An 11,905-nucleotide genomic window follows, 5' to 3' on the forward strand; every position below is an offset into this window, starting at 1 on the left:
GTCTATTTCACTTAAAATCCTGATATTTGCAAACTCTTTAATAAAGGGATTGAATTAAATCGATTGTCATGTCAAGAATTTGTGATTTAACAGGAAAAGGTTCACTGGTTGGTAACAACGTTTCTAACTCAAACGTAAAAACCAAACGCAGGTTTCACCCAAACTTAAAACTTAAAAGGTTTTATATTCCTGAGGAAGATAGGTGGATAACTTTAAAGGTATCTACTTCAGCTGTTAAAACCATCAGCAAGAATGGTATAACTGCTTGTATCAATAAGTTTGTAAAAAAAGGATACATTTAATAGGTGTGAATGGTGAGTTGTGAATAATGAGTAAACTCATTGTTTATTACAATCCTGTCAAACCATAATAATATAAGAAAATGGCTAAAAAAGGCAACAGAGTTCAGGTAATACTAGAGTGTACTGAGCACAAAACCAGCGGTATGCCGGGCATGTCTCGTTACATCACCACTAAGAACAAGAAAAACACAACTGAAAGATTGGAAATGAAGAAATTCAATCCTGTTTTAAGAAAAGTAACAGTTCATAAAGAAATTAAATAATTAATTGATTAAGTAAATCGGTTGGTAAGGCTAAGCCTAAAATCAATAATTCACTAACTCAATAATTCAAAAATAAAATACCATGGCAAAGAAAGTAGTTGCAACCCTGAAAGTAGCTGGTAAAGGCAAAGATTATTCAAAGGTTATTACCATGACTAAGTCACCAAAAACTGGTGCTTACTCATTTAAAGAACAAATCGTACCTAACGATAACGTTAAGGATGCGATTGCCGGAAAATTATAACGGTAACAGTTCTGTTTGATATAGGAAAGCCATCTTGTTTTTACGAGAGGGCTTTTTCTTTTTATGTGCAAATTTGCAGATGTGCAGATATGCAAATGGATTAGATAAAATAACGTTGAACTGATACTTATTAATTTACACATCTGCATATTTGCACATCTGCACATCAATTATGGGATTATTTGATTTTTTTAAGAAAAAGGAAAGCAGCCTGCAGGAGCAGGCAGCGTTGGATACCGGTTTAGAAAAAACCAAGGATAACTTTTTTTCAAAGATCACCAAAGTAATAGCCGGCAAATCAACCGTTGATGATGATGTACTTGATGAACTGGAGGAAGTGCTCGTAACATCTGATGTTGGCGTAACCACTACCCTTAAAATAATTGAGCGCATACAGGCACGCGTACAAGCCGATAAATATGTAAGCACCAGCGAACTGAACGGTTTGCTGCGCGATGAGATCCAGAAATTACTTGCCGAAAATAATAGTAACGATTTCTCCACCTTTGAGTATGGCGATCATAAGCCTTATGTAATAATGGTAGTGGGCGTAAATGGCGTGGGTAAAACTACTACAATTGGCAAACTGGCCCATAAACTAAAGCAAGCCGGTAATCAGGTAGTTTTAGGCGCAGCCGATACTTTCAGAGCGGCGGCGGTCGACCAGATAAAACTTTGGGGCGAGCGTGTTGGCGTAAAGGTAGTGGCGCAAGCCATGGGCTCCGACCCTGCATCCGTAGCTTATGATACACTGCGTTCGGCAGTATCCAATGGTGATGATGTGGCTATAATTGATACCGCGGGCCGTTTGCACAATAAGGTTGGGCTGATGAACGAGCTCACCAAAATTAAAAATGTGATGCAAAAGGTAGTACCCGGCGCACCACATGAGATCTTACTGGTGTTGGATGCCTCAACAGGGCAAAACGCCATTGAGCAATGCAAACAGTTTACCGAAGCAACCGCAGTTAACGCCCTTGCCCTAACCAAATTGGATGGCACAGCGAAAGGCGGCGTGGTAATAGGTATATCAGATCAGTTTAAAATTCCGGTAAAATATATAGGCGTAGGCGAAGGCGTTGATCATTTACAATTATTTGATCGTAAGGCGTTCGTGGATAGTCTTTTTAAACAATAAAAAAGGATTTGTCATTGCGAGCGATAGCGCGGCAACCTCGTCGCTATTGCTAACGAATAGGCAAAACTACGAGGTTGCTTCGTCGTTCCTCCTCGCAATGACATAGTGTGTTAATATGAAGACAAAGGGAATTATCAATCAGCCAATTGCAGTAAAACCACGTGTAAACGTAGTTACTTTAGGCTGTTCAAAAAATATTTACGATTCAGAGGTTCTAATGGGCCAGCTAAAAGGCAATGCCTTTGATGTGGTGCACGAGGCTGAAAAAGTAAACAGTAATGATATCATCGTCATTAACACCTGCGGTTTTATTGATAATGCCAAACAGGAATCCATCGATACCATCCTGCAATACAGTGAGCTGAAAGAACAGGGCAAGGTAGGCAAAGTAATAGTTACCGGTTGTCTTTCCGAACGCTACAAACCTGAGCTGGAATCAGAGATCACCAATATTGATGCTTATTTCGGCACAAACGACCTGCAAAATCTATTGCAGTCTGTAGGCGCTGATTACAAACACGAGCTGATCGGCGAGCGGATGTTAACCACCCCCTCCCACTTCGCCTACTTTAAAATAGCCGAGGGCTGTAACCGTCCCTGCTCATTTTGCGCTATCCCTTTAATGAGGGGCAAGCACTTAAGCACACCGATGGATGAGTTGGTTAAAAATGCACAGTACTTAGCTAAAAACGGAACAAAAGAATTGATCCTTATAGCGCAAGACCTTACCTATTATGGTTTGGACCTGTATGGCAAACGTAATTTAGATGAATTGCTTCGCCGCCTGTCTGATGTTAACGGTATCGAGTGGATCAGGCTGCAATACGCCTACCCTTCCGGTTTCCCTATGGAAATTCTGGATGTGATGAACGAGCGTGATAACATCTGTAAATACCTGGATATGCCATTGCAGCACATCAGCGATGATATGCTAAAATCAATGCGCCGTGGCATCACCAAACAAAAAACTATCGATCTCGTAAACCAGATCCGCGATAAAGTACCCGGCATAGCTATGCGTACCACCCTCATCACCGGTTACCCCGGCGAAACCCAGCAGGATTTTGACGAAATGGCGCAATGGGTGGAAGATACCCGTTTCGACCGTTTAGGTTGCTTCACTTATTCTCACGAGGAAAAAACACACGCGCATTCATTAATTGATGATGTGCCCGAAGAAGTAAAACAGGACCGTGTGGATGCCATAATGGAAATTCAGCAGGGCATTTCATTTGATAAAAACCAGGAAAAAATAGGCAATACCTATAAAGTACTCATCGATAAAAAAGATGGCGGTTACTTTGTTGGCCGTACCGAATTTGATTCGCCCGAGGTTGATAACGAGGTTTTAATTGATGCCAGCATTGATTATGCAACCGTTGGCAGCTTTGTAAATGTAAAAATTGACAACGCCGAGGACTTCGATCTTTATGGACAAATTGTAAAATAATTTGAGCCAATGGTGTAATTCCATCGAATGATTTTACATTTGAACTAATGGATGCATCCTGTATTAGCTATAAAGACACCGGTTACTTTTCTCCAACCGTAATTGACTACATCGACGATAACGCCGATCTTAAACCTTTTTACAGTCACCGGCCCGATATGAACGGCTTTGCCGAACTGCTGAAAACCAAAAAAGTTGTTGCTGATCGCGAGATTCTGTTTCAGGTCCTTTCAGAGCAATACTCCCGGATTTCGGATTTCGGATTTCCCATTTCGGATTTGGTTTCACAAAATCTGGAACAATTAAAATCCTCCAATACATACACCATTACTACAGGCCATCAGCTTAACATTTTTGCTGGCCCGCTATATTTCATTTACAAAATAGCTACCGCCATAAAACTGGCCAGCCAGCTAAAGGAGCAATTTCCCGATAAAAACTTTGTACCGGTTTACTGGATGGCTTCGGAAGACCATGATTTTGCCGAGATCAATTATACCACCATCGGCGGCAAAAAAGTCCATTGGTGGTACGAGGCATCAGGGGCAACCGGCCGTTTAAACCCCGATACCATCCGTCAGGCGCTTAACCAATATAAAGGCGTTTTAGGTATGGAGCAACATGCACCTGAACTGGCCGCCATAGTTGAAACTGCTTACACTAAATTTGATAAACTTGCCGATGCAACCCGCTACATGGTTGACTCCCTATTCGGTAAATATGGTTTAGTGATTATTGATGCCGATGATCATCGCCTTAAACAGCAGTTCGCCCCCATCATGGCGCAGGATATTACGGAGCAAAACAGCTTTAAAAATATTACCGCCACCAATGAGCAGTTACACGCTTTAGGTATACACATACAGGTAAACCCACGCGAGATAAATTTCTTCTACCTTAAAGAGCATCTGCGCGAGCGTATCGTTTTTGAGGCCGATACCTACAAAGTTTTAAACGCTGAGATCAGTTTCACAAAAGAGGAATTGTTAGAGGAAATAAGCAACTACCCCGAACGCTTCAGCCCTAACGTAGTAATGCGCCCATTATACCAGGAGTGCATCCTGCCCAATATAGCCTATGTAGGCGGTGGTGCCGAAGTAGTTTACTGGCTGGAGCTAAAATCAAACTTTGAGCATTATAAAGTTGATTTTCCTATCCTGATACTCCGTAATTCCGGCCTGGTTATCCGCAGGGAATACGCCTCAAAGATCGCGAAGATGGAACTATCAGGTGCCGATATCTTCAAAACTACCGATCTTATAAAAAACGACTGGGTGAGAAAACACAGTCAGCATAATCTTTCCCTAACTGAGGAATGGCGCGAGTTATCAGCTATTTTTGAAAGAATTAAACTACGTTCCTTTAAAATAGATACCACCCTCGCTCCATCAGCCGAGGCTGTGCAGGCACGGTTAAAAAAAGCGATAGATAACCTGGAAAAGAAACTGGTAAAAGCCGAAAAAATCAACTATCACAACCGTTTAGAGCAGGTAGATAACATCAAAGCCGATCTTTTCCCCAAAAATAGCCTGCAGGAACGTAACGAAAACTTCGGCCTCTTCTACGTAAAATGGGGACAAAATTTCATCGATGAGCTGGTGCGTAACTTTGAACCGCTTGATTTTAAGTTTACGTTGCTAACGGAAGAGTAGTTAAATATTCACACCCTACTGACCAACCGTCATTGCGAGGAACGAAGCAATCCCCGACTGTACAGAGCGGGATTGTTTCTCGTATACCTGTCTCATGGTATCGCTTGTCGCTAAGACGTCACTTTTTGTCTTGATACAAAAAGTAACCAAAATACCGACCGTAGGGAGCTCATGAACACCTTAAAAAAACAGACAACATGTGAATAAATCAAGACAACAAGGATGCTTCCCCGCTCCCTGCCGGTTCTTCACGCTTTTTTCGCTGTTCGGTACTTTCGTACCTCACATCACACAAAAAGCTAAACCGGCATTCCCGCCTGCGCTGGCCCGCCCTTGTTGTCAGGGCCCACGCTTTTTTTATCACGGTTCATTTAAAGCCCTCTCCTTTGGAGAGGGTTGGGCGAGGCTTCTTTCTCTGTCAGTAGAACAGCTTCGGATGAAATCAGGCAAAACAATAGTGGCCTTGTGCATGGCAGGGCATAGGAAATTTTTGCAGCGCATCGGCCCGTGCGCGCACTGTGGCCGCAAAAAGATTCCAGCCCAGGTTTTGCCTGATTTGCAGGGAAAGCCTTGTGCGGCAAAGAAGCCTTTCGACTGACTTGATTTTTTGCTACCTTTTGTATCAAGACAAAAGTAGTAGCCTCCGCGGCAATGAGCGGCTTCATGCGATATGTCAACGATCATGCTCTGGAAAGTTAGACATTGCTTCATTCCTCACAATAATGCTTTTTATATATTTGTATAATGCAAACCCAACCCACCACCCTTATCCTCCCCGGCCTGGGCAATTCCGGCCCCGAACACTGGCAATCCATCTGGGAACAAAAATTCAATTTTACCCGCGTGCAACAAGCCGATTGGGAAACACCTGTCTGCGCCGATTGGATCGAAAATATCAATAACGAAGTACAAAAGCACTATGCCGCTAATGTAATTTTAGTTGGCCATAGCCTCGCCTGTACAACTATTGCTTATTGGGCGCAAAAGTTCAATGTAAAAATTAAAGGCGCTTTATTGGTTGCGCCAAGTGATACCGAGGCAGATACCTACCCGCCTGGAACTACTGGTTTCAGCCCTGTTCCACTCATAAAATTACCATTCAGGTCAATAGTAGTAGCTAGCACAAACGATTACTATGTTACTCTTGAGCGTGCCCGTCATTTCGCCGATAGCTGGGGAAGCGAATGGGTAAATATTGGCGATGCTGGCCACATCAACTCATCATCAGGCCTGGGAGAATGGCATCAGGGATTGGAATTATTAAAAAAACTTGAGTAGCTAAACCGCTATTGAATAAATAATTACTATATCTTTATTTCCTGATAGAGATTCTCCGCGGTATTTATTAAAAATGAAGTTATTCCATTTAAAACAGCCATTAATTATCCTGCAACTACTGTTGGCAATGGCTTGTTTTTTTACGGCATGTACTAAAAAAACCATCACGCCTATTACCACCAAATATAATGTAACCGGTGGTACGGGCACAACAACTGGCATCGATACCAATAAAGCCGATTCAACAGCATCATTCAACGCCCCTACTGCATTGGCTGTGGATGCCGCCGGCAATATTTACGTGGCCGATTATGGCAATAACCTCATTCGTAAAATAAGCACTACAGGCGTGGTTAGCACGGTAGCGGGTAATGGCAACCAGGGTTCATTAAACGGCCAGGGCACCTCGTCGTCATTTAACGGGCCTACCGGCATAGCTGTTGATGCCTCGGGCAATATTTTCGTAGCCGATAACAACAATAACCAGATCCGTGAGATAAGTGCTGCTGGCTTGGTAAGCACTGTTGCCGGCAGCGATAGTATAGGTGCAGTTGATGGCATTGGTGCCGCAGCCTACTTTTTCGGACCAACAGGTATAGCTGTGGATGCCTCAGATAACCTATATGTAACAGATGCCGGCAATAACCTTATCCGCAAAATTGTGGCTTCTACAGGCGCGGTAAGCACAATTGCAGGCAATGGCAATCCGGGCGCAGGCAACGGTAAATTACTTTCCTCATCCTTCAATAACCCAACAGGCATTGCTCTTGATGCCGGTGGGAATATCTATGTCGCCGACCTCTTAAACAACCTCATTCGCGAAATTCAACCCCGCGCTGATACTATATTTACCCTTGCAGGCAATGCAGATACCACGGCATCCATAAACGGAACAAGCACCGCTGCTGCTTTCTACTACCCCAATAGCGTAGCAGTTGATGCCTTGGGCAATGTGTATGTAAGCGAATACGTAAGTAACCTCATCCGTAAAATAACCCCAGGCGGGGTAGTCACCACCTTTGCAGGTAGCGGCGCGGCAGGCCAGGCTGATAGCACAGGTACAAAAGCCACCTTTAACGGCCCATCCGGCTTAGCAGTTGACGCAGCAGGCAATGTTTATGTGGCCGACACCTACAATAATGTCATCCGTAAAATAACCCCAGCTGGCGCAGTAAGTACCATTGCAGGCAGCGGCATAGCAGGCTCAATAAACGGCAAAGCACTATCACTTAAAAGGCATCTTAATAACCTCCATGTTGCACATAAGCTCAGCAGCCGTTCACTATCAAGCATCCTCATAAAAAAACGAAGGTGATAATATTCTCTCATCCCATACTGGCTTCAGTCTGTGACTGAAGCCTACTGACAACGAAAGTTTGTAACTTTCTAGCGTGACAAGGGCGTTGCCTCCGGCCCGTGCTATACGCTCATACTGCACAGGCCTTAGCCACAAGGCCGGTATCCGCTCCTATCACTAACGCAAACTTCAGATGTACCGATACGGGCTTCAGTCCCAACAACTCTGGCTTCAGTCTGCGACTGGAGCCCACAGATAATGAAAGTTTGCAACTTTCATTCTTTATCACATTCCTCTATAACCATTATATTTGCCGTTATGGTTATTACCGAATCCGCTTTACGCAACTTCACCCAAAATATTTTCCTGGCAATGGGCTGTAGCCCCGAACATGCTGCTTTAGCAACTGATGTATTGTTACTAGCCGATCTCCGCGGAATAGACTCGCATGGCGTAGCACGCTTAACCGGCTATGTACGTTTGTGGGAAAAACAACGCATCAATCCCCGGCCAGATATAAAAATAGTACATGAAACTCCCACTACCGCAACCATCGATGGCGATGCGGGTTTAGGCCTGGTTGTTGCCCCTTTTGCCATGCAGGTGGCTATTGAAAAGGCTGAAAAATATGGCTCAGGTTGGGTATCGGTACGTAACTCCAATCATTTCGGCATCGCAGGTTACCATGCTTTAATGGCCGTTGAAAAAGATATGATCGGCTTCGCCATGACAAATGCCAGTCCGCTGGTAGCGCCCACATTTTCCAACGAACGTATGTTGGGCACAAATCCTATGTGTTACGCCTTCCCGGCAGGTAAATATCCGCCTGTAATTGTTGATATGGCAACATCTGCGGCAGCAAACGGCAAGCTGGAAATAGCGCAGCGCCTGGGCAAACAAGTGCCCGAAGGCTGGATACAGGATAAACAGGGCAATTATACAACCGATCCTCACGCCCTAAAAACTGGTGGTTCATTGCTGCCACTGGGCAGCGACAGGGATCACGGCAGCCATAAAGGTTTTGGACTAAGTGCCACTGTTGATATACTTTCGGCAGTATTATCAGGCGCAAATTATGGCCCATGGGTACCGCCATTCGTGGCGTTTTTGGATCCGTCAGATAATCCGGTTGGTAAAGGAATAGGACATTTTGTAGGCGCTATGCGGGTTGATGGCTTTCGCCCGGTTGATGAATTTAAAGCCAATATGGATAACTGGGTAAGCCGTTTTAAATCAGCCTCACCTATCGACCCTACCCAAAAAGTAATCATCCCCGGCGAACCCGAACTGGAAGCTGAGATTGACAGAAGAAAGAATGGCATACCATTGGTTGATGCCGTAGCTAATGATCTGGATGAACTGGCGAAGAAGTTGGGGGTTGAGGGGTTGGTATTTTCTTAAAGCAGTAAAGAGAGGCCATGCTGAACTTGTTTCAGCACCCCACTTGCTCAGTCTAAAACTTTGCATAGCCGCTCACCGTATGGGATCCCGAAACAAGTTCGGGATGACGGGTAAAGAATAATTTCCTACAAATCCTCAGCAATAAACAAAAAAGGCTGCTCAAACTGCAGGCTAAAAAAGCCATCGTGTGTAGTTTTAAACCGGTTACCCTCTATATTTTCCAATCCGCTGAAATGAAACTGTTGCGGGTCTGATAGTAATTCTATGGTTTCACCGGCAGGTTTCCATTTGCTAAAGCCGGAATTTACCGCATATATTTTTTTATCCCCATAAAATATCACCATGTTTATTTTATCAATATAAAAAAGGTAATCCTTTAATTGCAGCTCGTCGGTTACAATATTTACGGCCGGGTAATTATAGGTTACCAGGTATTTCATGGCTGCTTCGGCCAAAGTATCATTACCGGCAGGCATTAATTTTATATCCGATTGCAGGCTTTCATCAACCTCATTGGCTATTACCCAGTCTATTTTAATGCCGTAGGCGTTTACTTTTTCGGCTGTTAATTGTGTAACAATTACAGTCGGGCTCCATTCCAGCAGCTGCCCCAATAACTCATCAGAGAAATTATCCAGGCCCAATACCAGCAGTGCCGGTTCCTGTTTTTCGCGAACTACATGATGAGATGACATACGGGGCAAGTTAACAAATTGCAAGCTGTGATAAATAAAAAACCTGGAAATAGTTTGGCAAATGCCGCTCTATTCCAGGTTTTTATAAATAGCGCTATCGCTGTTAAAATATGTGTATTGTTTACTACTAGGTAAACAAGTTCCGCAAAGCAAGGTTCTCGCGTTCCTTTGATCGGATTAAGAATGTTATCAACCAGTTAAACAATATTGACACACCGAATATCATAAATATCAGCGTGGAGTTACTAATATTGCCAAGCATTAATACTATAAGTATTGATACAACATTAAAGCCTGATAGAATAAGCGTAGTTTGTATATGACTATATCCAAGTGTTAAAATACGGTGATGGATATGATTACGGTCGGCACTGAATGGTGAATCGCCATTAATTATACGTATAGTAAACACACGCAAAGTATCAAATACCGGCCCTATTAAAATAGCAACTGCTAATGCCGGTGCCGAAATAATATCCGGCAATTTACCGCCCGAAAATTTATTCAGCTCAATAAACTTCAAAGCCATAATTGCAGACACCAAGCCTAACAATAATGAGCCTGTATCCCCCATAAATATTTTAGCAGGGCTAATATTATACCTTAAAAAGCCAATGGTAGCGCCCACAAGTGCCAACGCTACAGCGGCCAATTCATATTGTTTCATGTATATAAATAAACCGGCAAAAGTACTGTTAACAATTATCCCGGTTAATGATGCCAGCCCGTCAATACCATCAATCAGGTTAAAGGCATTTACAACGAGTATAATTATTAAGATAGATAATGCCGCACTCACACCATATGAGAGGTCGAACACACCAAATATGCCATACAAACTGGTAAGGCGTATATGGCCCAATACCACCAATATGGCCCCTACAAATGTTTGCATTAAAAATTTCGTGCTCGAATTTACTCCCGACAAATCATCCTTTAAACCCATAGCAAACAATATGATACAGGCTGCAAGCATATAGTTTGTTGGTAATGATTTATCGGCAAAGCCAAACAATAACGCAGTGATGGTAAAACTTACAAAAATTGCAATGCCGCCAAGGCGGGGTATACCATGGTCATGTTGCTTTCTAAAACTCCCTAAATCATCGTATAAGTGCCTTGCCCTTGCTACGTGCAATATCGATGGAATGGCTGATAAAGTAAGCCCCATTGAAAACACTACAATAAAGGTGTATGAAAGAAAAGGATAAGTGTGTAAATAGTCAGGCATATGTGAGGGTTTATTGTAATTATTAATTATTAATCTGCAATAAACGTTCCCCAGTAGCCTTCCCCTTTTTTAACAGCTAAAAATATTGAACAATTTTACGCAATGGTTTGATAATCAGTGAAAATAAAGGGAATTGTATCCCATTGCTACGCATAGCCCTCAAATCAAATTTCCACGCCCTTACCCGATTAGTGGGGCTATTATTGCTCATTCCTCCACACTGCATTTTAACCATCACTTTATTAATATAACAAATACGAATACTTTGTAAATGCATATACCTGAGCATCAGCTCATAATCTGCTGCAGTGCCATATTCAAGACTATAATAGCCCAAACGCTCAAATAATTCTCTTTTACAGTAAAAAGTAGGGTGAGGGGGCATCCATCCCAGATTAAAAATGCCTTTTTTGTAGCTATTGCTACGCCATTTGCGGATAATTTTCCCCTGCTCATCTATATAATCCAGATCGCCATAAGCAATATCGGCATTTTGTTCGGCAAACATATCCGCTACTGACTGCAATATATCGTCTGATGCAAAAAAATCGTCGGCGTTAAGCGTACCTACAATATCTCCTGTAGCAAGCAATATCCCTTTGTTCATGGCATCGTATACTCCCTTATCAGGTTCTGATACCAAAACAGTTACATGATCTTTATACTTATTGATACACTCAATAGTAGTGTCCTTTGATCCCCCATCGATAATAATATATTCAACATTTTTATACCCTTGGGCCACTACAGACTCTATGCACCTGCTAATTGTGGCCCGTGCATTGTAGGTAACAGTAATTAATGATATTTTAAGGTCCTGCATTCCAGAAAAATAAATCTTATTTAAAAGCTGCAAATTATGTATTTTTGCTATCACGCCCTAATTATATGAATAGAACCTTTACTCGCTTCTTAATTTTTACTTACTTAGTTTTCGGTACTATTCTTATTCTT

Annotated in this window: 13 protein-coding genes; 10 read left to right on the forward strand and 3 right to left on the reverse strand. The window is 42.7% G+C overall.

Annotated features, from left to right (window positions below; translation table 11 throughout):
* Positions 1 to 68: 68 nt before the first annotated feature.
* From rpmB to BLU33_RS19110, 10 genes are all read left to right on the forward strand, one after another.
* Positions 69 to 302, forward strand: coding sequence for a 50S ribosomal protein L28 (gene rpmB / locus BLU33_RS19070; protein WP_091376784.1), 234 nt, complete (start codon positions 69 to 71; stop codon positions 300 to 302).
* A gap of 80 nt (positions 303 to 382) precedes the next feature.
* A complete protein-coding gene (rpmG, locus tag BLU33_RS19075) occupies positions 383 to 565 on the forward strand; it encodes a 50S ribosomal protein L33 (RefSeq protein ID WP_067063463.1) in 183 nt (60 codons plus the stop codon).
* An 82-nt stretch (positions 566 to 647) separates the two neighbouring features.
* Entirely contained in the window at positions 648 to 809 is a 162-nt protein-coding gene (locus tag BLU33_RS19080; RefSeq protein WP_091376786.1) for a DUF4295 domain-containing protein, read from the forward strand.
* A 172-nt stretch (positions 810 to 981) separates the two neighbouring features.
* The gene (ftsY, locus tag BLU33_RS19085; protein WP_091376789.1) at positions 982 to 1,947 is read left to right on the forward strand and encodes a signal recognition particle-docking protein FtsY; all 966 of its coding nucleotides are present in this window, start codon (positions 982 to 984) and stop codon (positions 1,945 to 1,947) included.
* Positions 1,948 to 2,062: 115 nt separating this feature from the next.
* Complete coding sequence (gene rimO, locus BLU33_RS19090; protein ID WP_091376791.1) at positions 2,063 to 3,397, forward strand: 30S ribosomal protein S12 methylthiotransferase RimO; 1,335 nt, start codon at positions 2,063 to 2,065, stop codon at positions 3,395 to 3,397.
* A gap of 47 nt (positions 3,398 to 3,444) precedes the next feature.
* On the forward strand, positions 3,445 to 5,049 hold the full coding sequence (bshC, locus tag BLU33_RS19095) for a bacillithiol biosynthesis cysteine-adding enzyme BshC (RefSeq protein ID WP_091376794.1): 1,605 nt from the start codon (positions 3,445 to 3,447) through the stop codon (positions 5,047 to 5,049).
* 199 nt (positions 5,050 to 5,248) lie between these two features.
* Positions 5,249 to 5,647 (forward strand): hypothetical protein, encoded by a 399-nt coding sequence (locus BLU33_RS25205; RefSeq protein ID WP_157682255.1) that lies wholly within the window; start codon positions 5,249 to 5,251, stop codon positions 5,645 to 5,647.
* Between the two features lie 146 nt (positions 5,648 to 5,793).
* Positions 5,794 to 6,327 (forward strand): RBBP9/YdeN family alpha/beta hydrolase, encoded by a 534-nt coding sequence (locus tag BLU33_RS19100; protein WP_091376797.1) that lies wholly within the window; start codon positions 5,794 to 5,796, stop codon positions 6,325 to 6,327.
* 73 nt (positions 6,328 to 6,400) lie between these two features.
* Positions 6,401 to 7,642 (forward strand): NHL repeat-containing protein, encoded by a 1,242-nt coding sequence (locus BLU33_RS19105; protein WP_091376800.1) that lies wholly within the window; start codon positions 6,401 to 6,403, stop codon positions 7,640 to 7,642.
* Positions 7,643 to 7,942: 300 nt separating this feature from the next.
* On the forward strand, positions 7,943 to 9,025 hold the full coding sequence (locus BLU33_RS19110) for an Ldh family oxidoreductase (RefSeq protein WP_091376803.1): 1,083 nt from the start codon (positions 7,943 to 7,945) through the stop codon (positions 9,023 to 9,025).
* A 125-nt stretch (positions 9,026 to 9,150) separates the two neighbouring features.
* Here BLU33_RS19110 and BLU33_RS19115 read toward each other — a convergent pair whose 3' ends face one another.
* The 3 genes from BLU33_RS19115 to BLU33_RS19125 form a co-directional block, all read right to left on the reverse strand.
* Positions 9,151 to 9,720 (reverse strand): hypothetical protein, encoded by a 570-nt coding sequence (locus BLU33_RS19115; protein ID WP_091376807.1) that lies wholly within the window; start codon positions 9,718 to 9,720, stop codon positions 9,151 to 9,153.
* A gap of 127 nt (positions 9,721 to 9,847) precedes the next feature.
* The gene (locus tag BLU33_RS19120) at positions 9,848 to 10,951 is read right to left on the reverse strand and encodes an MraY family glycosyltransferase (protein WP_091376809.1); all 1,104 of its coding nucleotides are present in this window, start codon (positions 10,949 to 10,951) and stop codon (positions 9,848 to 9,850) included.
* 76 nt (positions 10,952 to 11,027) lie between these two features.
* Positions 11,028 to 11,774 (reverse strand): glycosyltransferase family 2 protein, encoded by a 747-nt coding sequence (locus tag BLU33_RS19125; protein WP_091376811.1) that lies wholly within the window; start codon positions 11,772 to 11,774, stop codon positions 11,028 to 11,030.
* Between the last annotated feature and the right edge of the window lie 131 nt (positions 11,775 to 11,905).

The organism is Mucilaginibacter mallensis, from assembly GCF_900105165.1.
GTDB classification, from domain to species: domain Bacteria; phylum Bacteroidota; class Bacteroidia; order Sphingobacteriales; family Sphingobacteriaceae; genus Mucilaginibacter; species Mucilaginibacter mallensis.